The sequence below is a fragment of the Mucispirillum schaedleri ASF457 genome, assembly GCF_000487995.2.
Lineage (GTDB): Bacteria > Chrysiogenota > Deferribacteres > Deferribacterales > Mucispirillaceae > Mucispirillum > Mucispirillum schaedleri.
The window spans coordinates 803,109-820,523 of sequence record NZ_CP097562.1; the positions used below are offsets into that span (position 1 = coordinate 803,109).

Consider the following 17,415-nt stretch of genomic DNA (forward strand, 5'->3'; position numbering starts at 1 on the left):
AATTACATTATAATATCCCTATGCTTTTACAGAAACACAAACTTATTATATATCTTTTATACTTTTATAATATTTATTATAAATCATTTTTCTTCTATACTAAAGAGTTACTAAAAAAGCCACTGATATTCAGTGGCTTTTGTTTTATTTTATTGTATTATATATAACTATACATTAAATTTACTTATTAACATTTTTAACCCGTCTGTTCTTTCCTGTAAATGTGCAACAGTTCTATTAACTTCACTTACTGCCTGATTACTTTCTTCAATACCTGCTGCAATTACCTGAGTATTATCAACAACTGTTAATATTGTGCTGTATTGGTTAGACACACTTTCTGCAACTGTTTTCATTTCTCTGTGTAAGTCCATAACACTTTCAACAGCACTTTTAAATCCTTCATTAGTTTCGCCAATATTATCAACACCAGCCTGAACGCTTTCTACTGATTTTGTCATCTCAACAGAAGCAAGATTTGATTTCTGCTGCAATGAGCCTATAATAGATTCTATTTTGCCAGTAGCATGCTGTGTTCTTTCTGCAAGTTTTCTTACTTCATCTGCAACTACTGCAAACCCCCTGCCTGCTTCACCTGCACGAGCTGCTTCAATTGCTGCATTTAATGCAAGAAGATTTGTCTGGTTTGCAATATCATTAATAACACTTAATATTTCACCTATCTGGTTAGAGCTGTCTGCAAGCTCTGAAATAACAGCTTCCAATGATACTGTTTCATTTTTTATAGTCATCATATCCTGCTGCACACCATTTAACTGGTCTGCTCCAGACTGAGTTTTTACTGCTGCACCTTCTAATATATCCATATTAGTATCAAGAGCCTGTGATGTTTCATTAGAAATATCTCTAACAGTATCCATACTTAAAACCATATCAGATATTTGTTTAGCCTGAGAATCAAAAGTTGTTGATAATTCTTCCATTGTAGCTGCAAGCTCATTATTACCTGAAGCAACTTCATTTGTTGCATCTTTTACTTCTTTAATAATAATCTGCACATTTTCTATAAAAGAATTAACATGTGCTGCCAGCTCTCCAAACTCATCTTTTGATTTAATATCTATTCGTTTAGTTAAATCACCATCACCATTTGTTAAATTACTTATCCTTGCTACAAGGACATCTAAAGGTTTAATAACACTAATATTTAATGATAATATAACAATGAATGCTAATATTATAGCCAAAACAGCAAAAAAGGAACTAGTTAAAAGAGCTTTTTTCTGACTGGCAATAATGTTATCAGCTGCTATTCTAACATCATCTGCAGAAAGTCTTTCATATTCTTCTAATTGAAAAAATAATGTATCCTTGCTGGTATTAACTTTCCCCATAGATGAAGAAAATTCACTAAATAAAGGCTCTGCATTTTTAGCCATTTTTTCAAGCTCTACAATTTTATTAGAGATATATGTTAAATCATCTATAGATTCTCTTAATCTTGCTACTTTTCTTGCTTCTTGTATATGTTCTCTCATTTCATTTATTTGCAGATAAATAGAATTATATACTTCCATACTGTAAGTAGCCCCTGAAAGTATTGTATTAGCAATAGATACTGTTTCTAAAGCATGCTCTTTTGCTTCACCAAGTAAAAAAGAAAGTTTAAAAAAATTAAGAATACGCTCTTGATCATTTCTATCAATATAATCTTCCATACGATTAGCAGTTCTGTTTTGTATTCTCTCAGTAGCTGTGAATAAATCATTAGCAGTAGTAAGGAAAGTATCACCATTATCTTTAAGTAATTTAAAAGAATTAGTTACCTTTTGGGAGCTTACAGCAAAATCTTCAACACCACTATAAAATTCATCTAACTGATTATAATCATAAAACATTTTAGGATTTTTACTCACTATATTTTTAAACTGAGCTAAATTATCAGAATCTATTGCTTTTTGCATATTCTCAATATATTTTTGATCACCAGTAATTACATACTTGCTCACATCAGAATTAACATTTAATACATTAGTTTTAACAGCAGTAAGCAGTAAATTCGCAGATAAACTGACTTCATCAAGAGTTTCAGCTTCATTTATCCCTTTTATACTAGCTATTATAGAGAATGAACTTGCTAAAATACATGTTAAAACAAGTATAATAGTAAAAGTATTAATTTTTTTTGCAATAGTGAATCTTAACATCGTCTTATCCCACAATCTTTATTTTATTTACAAATTATATATAATATATTGATGAGCAAATGTCAATATATCTTAACTAACAGGACAAATGTTACACTTTTAGTAAAAAATAAATCTTAACTTAATATAAATCAAGCAATAATTTATTTTCAATAACAATCTCATATGGAGATTTAAAATTTAAGCATGTTTTAGCAGTATTATTATATCTATCTTCATGCTGTTTAAGAGCCTTAATTAATTCATCTTTGGAATAGAATTTATTATTTGCATATAAAATTTTTCCATCCTCTCTATGACTTCTTTCCACCTTTCCATTCTGCCAAGGTGAATAAGGTCTTATTCGTTTAATAGTATATCCTTTCTTTTCAGCTGTCTCTTCAAAATAGCTTTTCTTGTTTGTAACTTCCTTATCATTTACAAACTCATAGCCATTATCCACTTGAATTGTTTTTAGTGGAAAGCCAAATTTACTTTCCAGTTCGTCTAAAAACTTACCTGTTTCAAATGTGCTTTTTTCTTCTACTATTTCTAATACTCTCATTCTGCTGTATTCATCTATCGCTGTTATCTGATAATATTTTTTACCATAGCTGGAAAACATTATACATTCCTGTGGAACATATTTTATATCTATCTGAACCTTGTCGCCTATATACTGACCTGTTATTGGTTCATATCTTGTATAGCTCTTTTTTGACTTGTTTAATGACTTTAAGCCTTTCTTCCTTATCTGCATACACATACTGCCAAAACTACGATTATAACCAATTTCTAGAAGTCTGACATATACCTCCGCATTACCATACAAACCATGCTCGGCATATGTGTTAAATATTAAATCAAGCTCTTCTTTACTATGCTTATTTGGACTGTTTCTTGGTCTACGACTTTTAAAAGATAAACTCTGAACTGTTCCATCATATTTCTTTAAATGCCTGTATACAAACATACGGTTCACTTGATATTTGCGGGCTGCTTTCGTTGCTCCTTTTTTTAATGCATACTCACATAACCGTTGACGAAATCGCATTTCTTCTGTTATTATCACTTTATTCATTGTGATACCTCTTAGTTTAGTTTAGTTTTTTGCTTAATTTTATACTATATACTAAGAGGTATTTTTTTATACTTATTTTTGTAACATATGTCTCATAATCTTACAAAATCTAATATGTTTTACCCCTGTTTTTTAATAAATACTATGATATAATATACATCAGAGCAATAAGTAAACTTACCCAGAAATTTTGTGCAGCATTCATTTTGAGCCTGATTTTATAGATGAAAAATATAAATTATATATATTACAAAAGTGCATAATATATTTAAGTTATCTTACTTTTAGATACTTCGCCTTTAAGGCTCAGTATAACTTACTGCTTTCACACCACAGTCATTTTGAGCCTGATTTTAAAGGCGAAAAATCTAAAAAATATGATATAAGTTTTAACTAAAATTTTACTTTTATTCCAGTGTGAAATATAAGACTGTTTATAAACTTAATTTCTGCAAAAATAGATGAATACTTATAAATATCAAGCTCCATGCCAAACAGCATATTGATATTTTTATCATAATTTTCTTGATACTCTGCAGCTGCATAGAAATTATATACTGACATACCTGTCATTAAATATTCATTAGGAACAGCAATATTAATATTTTCAATCATTAATCCGTTATTAAAAAGAGTTGTGTAATCTGCTCCAGTATAAATATTTAATATAAAATTTTTATTAAATGTAATATATGTGCCTGCTTTTAATGCAAATGATGCATTATAAAATATATCTTCATAGCGTTCTGAAACTGTTAAGCCAAAACCTGTTTTAAATGAAATATATGGTGTATATTTTTTTATAGACCATTCATAAGCTGCTTCAAATCCTGCCATATAGATATGTTCATTACTTTTTTTTGAAAATACAGATGTATAATCTTTTATAAGATATTGGTGATTATTCTTATTAAGTGTATATTTTATATCCAAAAGACTATTTCTAAATGTATAGTTTACAAATAATTTAAGAAATGGTGTAATATAAAGGTCTGCTTCTGTTTTGATTCCACTACTGTATTTACTTATTTCTGTATTACTTAATGCTTTGCTTGATGTTATTAAGTTAAATCCATCTGTGCTGCTGTATTCATAACCTATGCTTATGTTAAAAGGCTGCTTTTTAATAAATCCCTTTTCATTAAATCTTTCATCAAATAGTGGCAGGCTGTATGCATAACTTATTTGTATTAAAAAATGACATAATGCAAATATTATTATAGTGTATTTTATTGTTTTAAATTTCACTTATATCAGCCTATTCATAGAGCCAGTTTTATATTCTTCTAAATCCATACATACAAATATAAATCCAAGAGATTTCAGATATGTAATAATTTTACTTCGTATTTCTTTATTATTTATAATATCTTTTATATGATTTTCAGATGCTTCTATTCTGGCTGTTTGATTATGATATCTTACTCTTACACTGTTAAAGCCAAGTGAATGTATATAGCATTCACTTTTAGATATAATTTCAATCATTTCTTTACTTATTTCTATGTTGTATGGAAACCGTGAAAAATAGCATGCAAAAGATGGTTTATTATAGTCTAAGTCTGCCTGTTTTAAAAGGTTTCTAATATCTTCTTTTGTAAGAGCTGCCATATCAAGCGGGCTTAATGCACCAGCTTCCTGCACAGCTTTAAATCCGGGACGAAAATCTTTTCTATCATCATAATTTGAGCCTTCAATAATAGTATCACAGCCATCATTTTCTGCCATTGTTTTTAGCATAGAAAACATATATTTTTTACATATATAGCATCTTTCTTTTGGGTTATATTTAATATTTTCAATCATTTCTAATGGCTCAATATAAATTATCTTATGCTCTATATTTAATAGTATTGCAGTGTTTTCAGCATCTTTCAGCTCACTGTCAGGGTATAAATAAGAATGAAATGTATATGCTTTTGTTTTAATATTCAGTTTAGAAAGATAGTATAGAAGCAGTGTAGAATCAGTGCCGCCTGAAAAAGCGACGGCACATGATTTAAAACATTTTAATATATTGATTAACTTTTCTTCTTTATCTTTTAATGTCATTACAAATTATAGTATGTTGCGATTAATGCAACTGTTGTCATTATAATTGTATATGGAAGTGCAAGTTTCATCATCTGTAAATAAGATAATCTTATTAATGGGGCAAGTGTAGAAGTTAGCAAGAATAAAAATGCAGCCTGTCCGTTTGGTGTTGCAACTGATGGAATATTTGTTCCCATATTTGTAGCAACAGCAAGTTTATCTGCCTGAAGCTGGTCAATTATACCGCCTTTTAATGCAGCAACAACTTCTGTAATATAAACAGTAGCAACAAACACATTGTCACTAATAGCAGAAAGCACACCGTTTGCAATAAAGAATGCTAATATCTGATGTTTACCATCCATTCCAAAAACCACATTAATGATAGGTTTAAATAACCCTTGGTCTGCAATAACTGCTACAATTGTAAAAAATACAACTAAGAGTGCAGTAAATGGCAGTGATTCAGTAAATGCTTCACCAAAATGGTGTTCTTCAATAACACCTGTAAATGATGTAACTAAAATGATAATTGTTAAACCAACAAGACCTACTTCTGCTAAATGCAGAGCAAGAGCAATGATTAAAAATACACCCGCAGCAGCTTCTGCAATGTATCTGCCTATTGTTTTAACATCCATATCTTCAGAAGTTCTTTTCACTTCAGCTTCTAAAACCTTACGGACATTTTCAGGCATTTGGTAGCCATAGCCTAATATTTTAAATACTTCTGTAAGAACACATGTTACAAGACCGGCAAAAAATACTGGCACTGAAACAGGGGAACATTCTTTAAAAAACTGTATAAAATCCCAGCCCATTTGTTTACCAATAATTAAGTTTTGCGGCTCACCTACTAATGTTAATGCACCGCCTAATGCTGTTCCAACAGCAGCATGCATCATTAAGTTTCTTAAAAATCCACGAAAATTATTTAAATCTTCTCTGTCAATTTCATCAATACCATCATCATCTTTAATAGATTTTGCCTGCCTGTCGCCTTTGTTTGATGCATATTTATGATATATCCCATAAAATCCATAAGCAACAGTAATAACAACTGCTGTAACAGTAAGTGCATCTAAAAATGCAGATAAAAATGCTCCAAGGAAGCAAAAAATTAATGATAATAAGATTTTAGAGCGAACACTTACTAAAAGACGAGTAAAAATAAAAAGCAGCAGTTCTTTCATAAAGAAAATACCTGCTACCATAAACATAAGTAATAGTAACACTGGAAAATTATCTACTACATGGTGATAGACATGTTCAGCGGAAGTCATACCAATAACGACTGCTTCAATAGCTAATAAACCACCAGATGGCAGTGGATAGCATACTAATGCTAATGCTAATGTAGAAATAAATTCTGCCATTAACACCCAGCCTGCTACAAATGGATTAATAGCAAATAAAATAGGGTTAATGATAAGATATGATATAATTAAAATCTTATACCATCTTGGAGCTCTGCCTAAAAAGTTAGAGCCTATTGCAGATAATACATTTTTTTCTGCACCTGAATTTCCATTTACCTTCATTTTTTCTCTCCCAAGATAAACAATTATTATAATATTCTATTAATAAACTTATTTTTTTATATTGCAAGAGAAAATTTGTATTTTTTTTTAAATAAAATTAATATTATATAATATAAAAGAAAGTTTTAATACAGCTTATTAATTTTAAACTGCCAGTTATCCTCTGTATCGCTTATAAAGTCATACTCTAATATTTCATCAACTGTGTTTATGCGGCTGTCATGGTTAAATGTAACTACTTTTGCTTTTCTGCATGCCATTTCGTCATTTGTTATATATTTAGAAAGGGATATAATCACTTCATCTCCAACCTGACAGCTTCTTGCAGCAGCTCCGTTTAAGCAGACAATACCACTGCCTTTTTCTCCGGGCAGCACATAAGTAGCAATTCTTGCACCACTTGCTTTGTTCCAAATATATACAAACTCCATAGGGCGAATACCTGCCTTGTGAAGTATATCTTCATCAATTGTAACACTTCCATGATAATGCAGTGCACTTTCTGTTATTTTTATCCCATGCAGTTTTGCAGATATAACTTCAATCAGCTCCACTAATAAGCCTCCAAAAAATATAGTAGAATAGGTATATATTAAATTGTAGAATAAATCAATTGAAATAATTACAAATTTATATTATAGATTACTCTGGGGGAATTATATGGAATATATTTCTGATTCATACTATATACTTGCATTTTTAATTGCTGCTTCATTTTGTGCAGGCTTTATTGACAGTATTGCAGGCGGCGGCGGGTTTATCCTTGTGCCTGCTTTAATGCTTGCTGGTCTTTCTCCAACTATGGCAGTAGCTACAAATAAACTGCCTGCAGTATTTGGCACAGCAACTGCCGCATATAACTTTATCCGCAGTAAAACTGTAATATGGCCTATTGCATTAATTGGTCTTGTGTGTGCATTTTTAGGCGGGATGGCAGGCTCTCATATAAACTTAGGGGTTACTCAAGATACTCTAAATAAAATCATTCTTTTTATTCTTCCTATTGCTGCTATTGTAACATTTATTCCTAAAAAGAATTTAAAACATAATGTAAAAGATTTTTCCAGAAAGGAGCTTTATATTGCTGCACCATTTATCACTTTTGTTTTAGGAATATATGACGGCTTTTTTGGTCCTGGAATGGGAACATTTTTGATTATAGCATTTTATTCAATTCTTGGTATGAATATGGTGCAGGCTTCAGCTGTTGCAAAGATAGTAAATTTTGCTTCAGGTGCAGGTGCATTAGTAATGTTCTTAAAAGCAGGACAGGTGATAATATATATTGGCATACCGCTTTTAATAGCTAATGTATTAGGCAGCTATATAGGCAGTAAAATGGCTATTAAAAACGGGCAGGCTTTTGTTAAAAAAATATTAATAATTGTATTTATTGTGATGTTTGTATCACTTATTATTAAAATTGTTAAAGCATAAAATTTGCAGGATTTTTGATTTAGACTTACACAAAAAATTAGACTAATACATATAATGAATACTGCAATAAAATAAAGTAAATTAGGTCATACTGAGCTTGGTTTAAAGCGAAGTATCTAAAATATATAAACTGCAATAATTATAAAAATAGTATGTATAATTATTGAAATTTATACTATATAGATTTTTCGCTTTGCTAAAAATGACTTACTAGTGTGAAAGATGTAAGTCATACTGAGCTTGATTTATAAGCGAAGTATCTAACATATATAAACTGCAATAATCATAAAAATAGTATGTATAGTTATTGAAATTTATACCGTATAGATTTTTTGCCTTTAAAAATCAGGCTCAAAAAGACTGATACACAAAATTACTGGATTCAAAAAATAACAAGTTGCATAAATAATTATAATATTATTTAGCTTAATGGGAAGATAAACTTCCCATTAGGCTTATATACTTATTTCACTCTGTTTGCACTGCCTAAAACATTTTCGTTTTTAGCTTTATATGCTTTTACAAGTTCGCTTCTAGCATTACCTAAATATTTTCTAGGGTCAAATTCACTTGGTTGTGTAGCAAGTGTTTCTCTAACTTTTGCAGTGAAAGCAAGACGACCATCAGAGTCAATATTAATTTTACATACTGCTGATTTAGCAGCTTTTCTTAACTGGTCTTCAGGAACACCAACTGCATTTTCCATTTTACCACCGTATTTATTGATTAACTCTACATATTCAGGAAGAACAGAAGAAGCACCATGTAAAACAATAGGGAAGTTTGGAAGTCTTTTTTCACATTCTTCTAATATATCAAAACGAAGTGGTGGAACACTTTCGCCCGGTTTTAATTTAAATTTGTATGCACCATGTGATGTTCCAATAGATATTGCAAGCGAATCAACACCAGTGCGTTTAACAAAATCTTCAACCTGGTCTGGGTCTGTATAGTGAGAATGTTCGCTTTGAACTTCATCTTCTATACCAGCAAGCACACCTAATTCACCTTCAACAGTAACATCAAATTGATGAGCATAATCAACAACTTTTTTAGTTAATGCAACATTTTCTTCATAAGGCAGATGAGAGCCGTCAATCATAACTGATGAGAAGCCTTTTTCTATACAGTCAACACAAAGCTCATAGCTGTCTCCATGGTCTAGATGCAATGCTATAGGTATGCTGCAGCCTAATTCTTTTGCATATTCAACTGCACCAACAGCTAAATATCTTAAAATTGTTGCATTTGCATAATTTCTTGCACCTTTTGAAACCTGCAGTATAACTGGAGATTTTGTTTCAGCACAAGCCTGAATAATTGCTTGAATCTGCTCCAAATTGTTAAAGTTGTATGCAGGAACTGCATAACCATTTTTCATAGCGTCTGCAAACATTTCTTTTGTGTTTACAAGACCTAATTCTTTGTAAGAAACTGCCATTAGAGTATCCTCCTTTAATTAAAAAACATTGATACATTCATTTTTATTTCATCAAGTTTTATTTTTACACCATCAGTATTATCATAGCCACAGTTTGGTATAACAAAAGTAAAAGTTTTTAATCCATATTGCTCAAAAAAACCTTTTGCCCAGTTTACTGCCATATTTCCATGGCTTCTGTCTGCTGATTTTTGAGTTAATATAAAAAACATTTTTTTGCCTTCTTCAAATTTAGTTTTACGCTCTGATGTTTTCAAACAGTAAAATCTGTCTGTTAAAATCTTTGCATGGCTTGAAATAAAACCCATAATATTTGGGGAAATAAGAATAATTTTATCAGCAGATAAAAGTTTAGAATAAAGCTCAGAAATATCATCTTTAATAACACAAAAACTGTTATTAATTTTACAAGAGCGACAGGAAGTGCATGGCTTTATATTAAGCTCTGCAAGATTTACTACTTGACAGCTATCTCCATACTTTTCCTTTAAACTTTCAGCTATAAATGTTGAATTGCCACTTTTTCTAGGGCTTGCATTAATTATTAATATGCTCATAATAAGTTATAGTATTATATTGTTTAATATCTTTCAAGATATATTTTATCTTAAATCAAAATATTTCACTACATTTATTAAATTGATGACTAGAAGCCTTTTTAAGATATATAAAAAAAATTACTTAGTTAAACTGTTTAGACAGAAGTTATTTTTTATATTTAGAGTTTATAGCATCATCTTGAACTTTTGACTGACTCATAATAATAGCATTTCTATTTTCATATTCTTCTATCATTTTAGAAAGCTGTTCAAGCTCATCACCTTCTGGCGTGCCAGGAACTGCATGAAACATTAGTGTATCAACTCTATTCAAGGCTGATAAAAACTCTTTTTCATTGTTTATTCTTTTAATCATACATCCTCCTTATATTATTTTATTACTAATACACCATCAACAGGTATATCATTTGAAACAGGTATAGGATATGAACCAAACCTGTCTGTATATATAAACCCACCGTCTTCCTGTGGATAATAAATATACTTTAACACTAAACTTTTACATTTATCATAATCTATTTGAAAGACTACATTTTTGTAAAAGTATGCTTTTAAATTGCTTAGTGAATGAATATCTGTGATTATATTCCCATTATTATACTCACATTCCATAGACATATTTAAGTTTGTCATAAATGTGCTGCTTACATTTTTAACTGTGGAAGTTATATAGCCATCTGTAGTGTTATAATATACACTTATATCCATATTTCTTATATTATTTTTATACAGGCTGTCTAGATTATCATAACCAAATAATGTTCCAGAACAGCCTGTTACAACACATATAAGCAGTATAATAATATAATTATTTATTATCCTCTTTTTTCTCATCATTTTCAACAGTTTCTGGTTTAACATCTACAATATTTTCATTATCATCAGATTTCTTTTTACCAAATCCATATTTTAAATTGCCTTTAATAGCTTCAACTTCTGCTTCCATTTCTTCTATTTTTTCAGAAATCTGCATAATAGAGCTGTATTCTGGCTCAAAAAGAGATGCATCTATTTCTCCCTGCTCTATAAGTTTAAGCAGGCGTTTGCTTATTTTATGCATCTTCTCATTATAAGTTTTATTAAAAGAATTGATTTCTAATTTTAAACGAGAAATTTTGTAAACTTTTGCTGTTTCTTCTGTAACATTGTTAAGTGTTTTTGCAAACCAGTCTTTTCCTTCAGATTTATCCATAATCAGCCTCCTGTTATTTGACCTACTAAATTGGTTATTCTGCTATTCATCATATATAATAATACAATTAATGTAAAATTAATTGCAATAGAAATTATTAGAAGAAACACAAGCATATTAATAACTGACAACTTTTTTTTCTTTTTTTTATATAAAATTATACCGCTTCTGTTATCCTGTTCATCTATTTTTTTAAAATAATATTCAAAAGATGAATCATAAACATGTATCCATGGTCCATCAACACTTGCAATATAATCACCTGCTAAAATAGAGCCTGTTTTTATACCTAAAACAATATCATCATAAGACAGGCTTGTTTTAATAAACCCACCAGAAAGGCGGACTTTAAACTGAGTACTTTTTTCTGCAATATTATATTCTGCATTACAGCAGGAACATATTGCAATACCTTTTTTAATGTTTACTATCTGGTTAAAACATTCTACACAAAGTATTCTCAATTTTTCCACCGTGTATAACAGCTGTTATCTATACCTATAACATCAAGAACTTTTCCAGTTACAAAATTAACTAAATCATCAATAGTTTCTGGTTTATTATAAAAGCCTGGAGCTGCAGGAATTATTACTGCACCAGCTTGAGAAAGCCTTGTAAGATTTTCTAAATGTATAGTAGATAAAGGCATTTCTCTAAAAAGCACAACTAACTGCCGTCTTTCTTTTAATGCAACATCAGCACATCTTTCTATTAATGATGAACTAATTCCATTTGCACATCTGCCAACAAACCCCATAGAAGCTGGAGCAATAATATAATGCTCTACTTTAAATGAACCGCTTGAAACGGATGCACTCAAATCATTATTATTATGTATTATAATATTTTCTATACCATTTGATTTATACATATCTTCAATGCTTTTATATGCAGCACCAGTTTCTGCCTGAGCATTTGCAAGTGCTTCATTAGCTGCTGCTGTATGAACTTCAAAGCCTGCCTTTTGCAGTGCTTTAATTATACCAAAGCTGTAAAGAATACCACTTGCCCCAGTTAATGCAACAAATGAGCGTTTCATTATTTACCTACCCATATATCTATAATTGTAAAAATCATTATTGTAATACTAATATAAGCATTCATATTAAAAAATGCCAGATTAAGTTTGGATAAATCATCTTTTGACACCAAGCTGTGCTCATAAGCCATTAATGCACCAGATAATAATACCCCTGCTAAATAAATATATCCTAAATTAGTAAATGCCATTAATGATATAAATAAACATATAGCTGCAAAGTGCAGCACTCTTGCAATTATTAAAGAACCACCTGTTCCAAAAACTGCAGGGATAGAGTGCAGCCCTTCTTTTCTGTCATATTCTATATCCTGCACTGCATATAATATATCAAAACCAGCTACCCATAATATTACTGCACTTCCTAATATAAAAGGTGCAGTATCAACCCTTCCGGTTACAGCAATCCATGCACAAATTGGTGCAAGTCCTAATGCTATGCCTAAAATTATATGGCAGAAGTTTGTAAACCTTTTTGCATAAGCATATAATATAAATATCAATACAGGAACAGGGGAAAGTATTGCTGTTAACCTGTTAAGCATAAATGCTGCTGCAAAATATACAGCAAGGCTTAATAAAATATAAAATAATGCTGCTTTTTTAGAAATATTGCCAGCAGGTATTTCCCTTGAAGCAGTGCGGGGGTTTCGTGCATCTATCTCAGCATCTGCATATCTGTTTATACCCATAGCGGCACTTCTTGCACCAACCATTGCAACAACTACCCATAATATTATATTCCATGAAGGCAGTCCATTAGCTGCTAATATCATACCAACAAAGGCAAAGGGAAGTGCAAAAAGAGAATGTTCTAATTTTATCATTTTTATAAAAGCAAAAAAACTGTTCATTAAATACTCCAAAATTAAATATTTATAACATCACTTAAAGCTTCAATAAAATCAGGGCTGTCATTTAAACTTTCTATCCGAACTATATTTTTGCCAGCATTTTTTAATATTGGCATAAGCTGTTCATCAAGCTCTATTAATGTTTCTATATGGTCAGAAATAAAAGATATAGGAACAATAATTATATTATCAATATTTTTATCTTTATAGCTTTCAAGTATATCTATCATAGCAGGCTGCATCCATTTCACAGGACCTACTTTACTTTGATAAGCAGTTTCAAATGATTTTATACCTGTCATTTTATTAATTATATATATGTGGTTTTTTATATGTTCAGGGTAAGGGTCGCCCTTTTCTATATAACTCATTGGCACAGAATGGGCAGAATAAAGCACATGGCAGTCTTTTATATCTTTATTCAGCTTTTCTGCAGCCTTTAATATTCTTTTAGATAATGCCTTGCAGTATTTTTCATTTTCATACCAGTATGGAATAACTACACTTTTATATTTATTACTGCCAGAAATATTATACATTTTTGCAAGTCTGTTAAAGCATGCTTCTACAGTAGTTAAAGAATACTGTGGATAAACTGTTGTAAATATTACTCTGTTACACTCTGTATTTTTAAGCACTTCAAGAGCCTCATCAAAAAATGGATGATAGTAGCAGTTTGCTTCTATAACCATTAACTGCCTGCCTGTTAAATCTATATAATATTTTTCAAGTGCTTTAAAGATTCTTCTGTGAATTATATTCTGCGGCGATGCACCATTATATCCCATTTTTAAATATTCTGGTGATAGCTTTTTAGAGCGTTTTGCAGCTATTTTTTTTGCAATAAATTTTTGCAGAATATTTCCCACATGAAAGTTTATTATATCTCTGTCTGAAAAAAGGTTAAATAAAAAGGGCTCTATTGCTTCAATACTGTCTGGACCGCCCATACCCATTATAAACAATACATCTTTTTTCATATTAAGCTAAACCTTTAACAACATCTATTAAATATTTCACATTTTCCACAGGTGTTGCAGGCATAATTCCATGACCTAAATTAAAAATATGACCAGGACATAATTTTCCTTCATTTATTGCAGTTTCTGCATATTTTTTAATAGATGCTTTGTTAGAAAATAGTATTGCTGGGTCTAAATTACCTTGCAGGCTAAATTTACTGCCAAGCATGACATTTGCTTCTTTTAAGCTGATTTTCCAGTCAATCCCTATACCTGCACAGTTTAGTTCTTTAATAGTATCAAAATAGGCTGAACCGTCTTTTGCAAAATATATAAATGGAGCAGAAATGCTTTCGCTTATTTCTTTTACATAAGGAAATACCATTTCTTTATATTCTGCAGGCGGCAGAATACCTGCCCATGTATCAAACATTTGGATAGCAGCACAGCCATGTTTCACCTGATTTTGTAAATATTTTATGGTATCTTCAGTTAATTTTTTCATAAGAGAATGAAAAACATCTGGTGTGTTTAACATCATTTTACGGATTTCTAAAAATGATTTAGAGCCAGCTCCTTCTGTCATATAGCATGCAAGAGTAAAAGGTGCACCAGAAAAGCCAATTAATGGAACATTTAACTTTTTAACAAGTAAATCTATTGTTTTATATACAAATGGTGCATCGCTTTCTGGGTTAAAATGGTTAAGTCTGTTAACATCTTCCATAGTTCTTACAGGGTTAGATATAACAGGGGCAGGATTAAAGCTTAAATTTACCCCTATTGGCTCAATAGGTATTAAAATATCTGAAAACAAAATTGCAGCATCTGCACCTAATATATCAACAGGCTGTAATGTAACAGCACATGCAAGCTCTGGTGTTTTACATAATTCTAAAAATGAAACTTTTTTACGCACTTCCATATATTCTGGCATATATCTGCCAGCCTGCCTCATAAGCCATACTGGCGGACGCTCTGTTTTTTCTTTATTTAATGCTTTTAATAGCAAGTCGTTGAAAGCCATATTTGTATCCTCATATTTAGTTTATAAATGTTTTGACAAGTATATATACAGTAGTATAAAATATCAAGGAAAATATATTATACAGCAGGGATAATTATGAAATCAAAGTATACTTTTCTATCTTTGGCAGCAGAAATTTTAGCTGAAAGTGAAATGCCTGTGATAAAAAAGATATTGTGATAAAGTCCTTACTGATGATGAAATAAATATCTTTTAAAACTAAAAACAAAAAATGATGAAATTTAATAGTTACTCTTGATTAGTTAAGAGAATTTTGATATTGTTATCCTGCTTTTAATTATTAAAGCTATTTTTGAGGTGGATTGTGAAAAAATTTGATATTCTTATTACTGACCATATTGCAGAGGAAGGTATTGAGATTTTAGAAAAAGCAGAAAGCGTTAATTATGAAATCCGTGCAGGTATTTCTAATGCTGATTTAAAACATATTCTTGGCAATTATGATGCTGTTATTACTAGAAGCGGCACTACAGTAGATGCTGATTTACTTGAAAATACAGGCAAACTTAAAATTATAGGCAGAGCAGGTGTTGGTCTTGATAATGTTGATATTGAGACAGCCAGCAAAAAAGGTCTTATTGTTATGAATGCTCCAACAGGTAACACTTATGCTGCTGTTGAGCTTACTATGGGGATGATATTAGCTGCATGCCGTAAAATTCCTGCTGCTAACAGCTCTGTTAAAGCTGGGGAATGGAACAGAAAGAAATTTATGGGTATTCAGCTTTTAGATAAAACTCTCGGTATTGTTGGTATTGGTAGAATTGGCGGTAATGTTGTTACAAGATGTAAAGCATTTGGTATGAAAGTGCTTGCTTATGACCCTTATGTTAAACAGTCCTGTGCAGAAAACCTTGGTGTTACTTTATGCAACTCTCTTGATGAAGTATTATCTCAGGCTGATGTTATTACTCTGCATACACCATTAACTGAAGAAACAAAAGGTATGATAGCAAAACCTCAGTTTGATATGATGAAAGATGGAGCTGTATTTGTTAACTGTGCAAGAGGCGGTTTAGTAGATGAAGATGCTCTTTATGAGGCTGTAAAAAGCGGTAAATTATTTTCTGCTGCAACAGATGTTTTTTCATATGAACCTCCAAAAGGTATGAAATTATTAGAACTTGATAATATATTTGTAACGCCTCATATTGGTGCAAATACTCATGAAGGTCAAAAAGGTGTTGCTGTTATTATATGCGAGCAGATAGTTAATGCTCTTGAAGGCAGGTCTTATGCTAATGCTGTAAATATTCCTTATATGAAATCACTTCTGCCTGAAGAATTACAGCGTTATTTTGAGCTTGCAAGAAGTATGGGACGACTTGCTTCTCAATTTATTACAGGCAGACCAGAAGAAATCAGATTTACTATGGTTGGTAAAAGATTTGAAGAAGATTTTGGCGAGAGAACATTTGATTCGCCATTTAACTATCAGCCATTTACTATTGCAGCATTAAAAGGCTTTTTAGAAGTTGTGCTTGAAGATTCTGTTTCTTTTATTAACTCACCATATTTAGCAAAAGATAGAAATATTAATATAATGGAAGCTAAAAATGACCATTATGATAAATATAACGATTTGCTTGTATTAACAGTAAAAACAAATGATGGCAAAGAAACTACAATTGGCGGAACACTTTTTGCAGAAAATATTGGCAAAATATTATTTATTGACAACTATACACTTGATTTAGAAGCAAGCGGCAATTATATCTATTTTAGAAATAATGACCGTCCGGGCATTGTTGGTAAAGTTGCAACACTGCTTGGTGAAAATAATATCAACATTGCTAACTTTGGACTTGCACGAGTAGGCAGTAAAGGAAGTGAAGCTATTTCTTTTGTTCTTGTAGATGATAAAGTATCTTCTGAAGTTGTAAAAAAAATTAGCAATTTAGAAGATATTATAGAAGCAAAATATATTAGAATATAGTAAAAATCAAAAATATATTATACATTACTGCAATATATGTAATCTAGATTTTTCGCCTTTAAAATCAGGCTCAAAATGACTTATATTGTGAAAACTGCACTGTCATACTGAGCTTGATTTTTAAGCGAAGTATCTAAAACAGA

General features: G+C 30.8%; 18 protein-coding genes. 2 read left to right on the forward strand and 16 right to left on the reverse strand.

Going from position 1 to position 17,415, the window contains the following annotated elements; translation table 11 throughout:
* Positions 1 to 167 precede the first annotated feature (167 nt).
* From N508_RS03790 to panD, 6 genes are all read right to left on the reverse strand, one after another.
* A complete protein-coding gene (locus tag N508_RS03790; protein ID WP_023275074.1) occupies positions 168 to 2,168 on the reverse strand; it encodes a methyl-accepting chemotaxis protein in 2,001 nt (666 codons plus the stop codon).
* Between the two features lie 121 nt (positions 2,169 to 2,289).
* On the reverse strand, positions 2,290 to 3,228 hold the full coding sequence (locus N508_RS03795) for a DDE-type integrase/transposase/recombinase (protein ID WP_023274862.1): 939 nt from the start codon (positions 3,226 to 3,228) through the stop codon (positions 2,290 to 2,292).
* 393 nt (positions 3,229 to 3,621) lie between these two features.
* Positions 3,622 to 4,476, reverse strand: a complete 855-nt coding sequence (locus N508_RS03800) for a hypothetical protein (protein WP_023275075.1) — start codon at positions 4,474 to 4,476, stop codon at positions 3,622 to 3,624.
* Positions 4,477 to 5,280, reverse strand: coding sequence for an ATP-dependent sacrificial sulfur transferase LarE (gene larE / locus N508_RS03805; protein ID WP_023275076.1), 804 nt, complete (start codon positions 5,278 to 5,280; stop codon positions 4,477 to 4,479).
* Entirely contained in the window at positions 5,280 to 6,803 is a 1,524-nt protein-coding gene (nhaB, locus tag N508_RS03810) for a sodium/proton antiporter NhaB (RefSeq protein ID WP_023275077.1), read from the reverse strand. The genes larE and nhaB overlap by 1 nt, the downstream gene beginning before the upstream one ends.
* Before the next feature lie 125 nt (positions 6,804 to 6,928).
* Positions 6,929 to 7,357: an aspartate 1-decarboxylase gene (panD, locus tag N508_RS03815; RefSeq protein WP_023275078.1), complete on the reverse strand. Its 429-nt coding sequence runs from the start codon at positions 7,355 to 7,357 to the stop codon at positions 6,929 to 6,931.
* A 106-nt stretch (positions 7,358 to 7,463) separates the two neighbouring features.
* Between panD and N508_RS03820 the strand changes: the two genes are divergently transcribed.
* Positions 7,464 to 8,240, forward strand: coding sequence for a TSUP family transporter (locus N508_RS03820; RefSeq protein ID WP_023275079.1), 777 nt, complete (start codon positions 7,464 to 7,466; stop codon positions 8,238 to 8,240).
* 463 nt (positions 8,241 to 8,703) lie between these two features.
* On the opposite strand, the gene N508_RS03825 is transcribed toward N508_RS03820, so the two are convergent.
* The 10 genes from N508_RS03825 to hemE all read right to left on the reverse strand — a co-directional run bounded on the left by N508_RS03825 (position 8,704) and on the right by hemE (position 15,315).
* Positions 8,704 to 9,681 carry a class II fructose-bisphosphate aldolase gene (locus tag N508_RS03825; RefSeq protein ID WP_023275080.1) on the reverse strand — a complete coding sequence of 326 codons (978 nt, stop codon included), beginning with the start codon at positions 9,679 to 9,681 and terminating at the stop codon, positions 8,704 to 8,706.
* Positions 9,682 to 9,695: 14 nt separating this feature from the next.
* On the reverse strand, positions 9,696 to 10,238 hold the full coding sequence (locus N508_RS03830) for a flavodoxin family protein (protein ID WP_023275081.1): 543 nt from the start codon (positions 10,236 to 10,238) through the stop codon (positions 9,696 to 9,698).
* A 148-nt stretch (positions 10,239 to 10,386) separates the two neighbouring features.
* On the reverse strand, positions 10,387 to 10,596 hold the full coding sequence (locus tag N508_RS03835; protein ID WP_023275082.1) for a hypothetical protein: 210 nt from the start codon (positions 10,594 to 10,596) through the stop codon (positions 10,387 to 10,389).
* A gap of 14 nt (positions 10,597 to 10,610) precedes the next feature.
* A complete protein-coding gene (locus N508_RS03840) occupies positions 10,611 to 11,078 on the reverse strand; it encodes a hypothetical protein (RefSeq protein WP_023275083.1) in 468 nt (155 codons plus the stop codon).
* Positions 11,050 to 11,433 (reverse strand): hypothetical protein, encoded by a 384-nt coding sequence (locus tag N508_RS03845; protein WP_023275084.1) that lies wholly within the window; start codon positions 11,431 to 11,433, stop codon positions 11,050 to 11,052. Before N508_RS03845 ends, N508_RS03840 begins: the two co-directional genes overlap by 29 nt.
* Before the next feature lie 2 nt (positions 11,434 to 11,435).
* Positions 11,436 to 11,897, reverse strand: coding sequence for a hypothetical protein (locus N508_RS03850; RefSeq protein WP_023275085.1), 462 nt, complete (start codon positions 11,895 to 11,897; stop codon positions 11,436 to 11,438).
* Positions 11,894 to 12,472, reverse strand: coding sequence for a UbiX family flavin prenyltransferase (locus N508_RS03855; RefSeq protein ID WP_023275086.1), 579 nt, complete (start codon positions 12,470 to 12,472; stop codon positions 11,894 to 11,896). The genes N508_RS03850 and N508_RS03855 overlap by 4 nt, the downstream gene beginning before the upstream one ends.
* Positions 12,472 to 13,326, reverse strand: a complete 855-nt coding sequence (locus tag N508_RS03860; RefSeq protein WP_023275087.1) for a UbiA-like polyprenyltransferase — start codon at positions 13,324 to 13,326, stop codon at positions 12,472 to 12,474. Before N508_RS03860 ends, N508_RS03855 begins: the two co-directional genes overlap by 1 nt.
* Before the next feature lie 14 nt (positions 13,327 to 13,340).
* Positions 13,341 to 14,306 carry a ferrochelatase gene (hemH, locus tag N508_RS03865; RefSeq protein ID WP_023275088.1) on the reverse strand — a complete coding sequence of 322 codons (966 nt, stop codon included), beginning with the start codon at positions 14,304 to 14,306 and terminating at the stop codon, positions 13,341 to 13,343.
* Position 14,307: 1 nt separating this feature from the next.
* Positions 14,308 to 15,315 carry a uroporphyrinogen decarboxylase gene (gene hemE, locus N508_RS03870; RefSeq protein WP_023275089.1) on the reverse strand — a complete coding sequence of 336 codons (1,008 nt, stop codon included), beginning with the start codon at positions 15,313 to 15,315 and terminating at the stop codon, positions 14,308 to 14,310.
* 325 nt (positions 15,316 to 15,640) lie between these two features.
* Here hemE and serA point away from each other — a divergent pair, with 325 nt between their 5' ends.
* Complete coding sequence (serA, locus tag N508_RS03875) at positions 15,641 to 17,272, forward strand: phosphoglycerate dehydrogenase (RefSeq protein ID WP_023275090.1); 1,632 nt, start codon at positions 15,641 to 15,643, stop codon at positions 17,270 to 17,272.
* The last annotated feature ends 143 nt before the right edge of the window (positions 17,273 to 17,415 follow it).

Coding starts and splice junctions, on each gene's coding strand:
- N508_RS03860 (WP_023275087.1), bottom strand. CDS start 13,326: ATGAACAGTTTTTTTGCTTTTATAAAAATGATAAAATTAGAACATTCT.
- N508_RS03820 (WP_023275079.1), top strand. CDS start 7,464: ATGGAATATATTTCTGATTCATACTATATACTTGCATTTTTAATTGCT.
- nhaB (WP_023275077.1), bottom strand. CDS start 6,803: ATGAAGGTAAATGGAAATTCAGGTGCAGAAAAAAATGTATTATCTGCA.
- larE (WP_023275076.1), bottom strand. CDS start 5,280: ATGACATTAAAAGATAAAGAAGAAAAGTTAATCAATATATTAAAATGT.
- N508_RS03845 (WP_023275084.1), bottom strand. CDS start 11,433: ATGGATAAATCTGAAGGAAAAGACTGGTTTGCAAAAACACTTAACAAT.
- N508_RS03830 (WP_023275081.1), bottom strand. CDS start 10,238: ATGAGCATATTAATAATTAATGCAAGCCCTAGAAAAAGTGGCAATTCA.
- hemH (WP_023275088.1), bottom strand. CDS start 14,306: ATGAAAAAAGATGTATTGTTTATAATGGGTATGGGCGGTCCAGACAGT.
- N508_RS03795 (WP_023274862.1), bottom strand. CDS start 3,228: ATGAATAAAGTGATAATAACAGAAGAAATGCGATTTCGTCAACGGTTA.
- N508_RS03855 (WP_023275086.1), bottom strand. CDS start 12,472: ATGAAACGCTCATTTGTTGCATTAACTGGGGCAAGTGGTATTCTTTAC.
- N508_RS03835 (WP_023275082.1), bottom strand. CDS start 10,596: ATGATTAAAAGAATAAACAATGAAAAAGAGTTTTTATCAGCCTTGAAT.
- N508_RS03840 (WP_023275083.1), bottom strand. CDS start 11,078: ATGATGAGAAAAAAGAGGATAATAAATAATTATATTATTATACTGCTT.
- N508_RS03825 (WP_023275080.1), bottom strand. CDS start 9,681: ATGGCAGTTTCTTACAAAGAATTAGGTCTTGTAAACACAAAAGAAATG.
- hemE (WP_023275089.1), bottom strand. CDS start 15,315: ATGGCTTTCAACGACTTGCTATTAAAAGCATTAAATAAAGAAAAAACA.
- N508_RS03790 (WP_023275074.1), bottom strand. CDS start 2,168: ATGTTAAGATTCACTATTGCAAAAAAAATTAATACTTTTACTATTATA.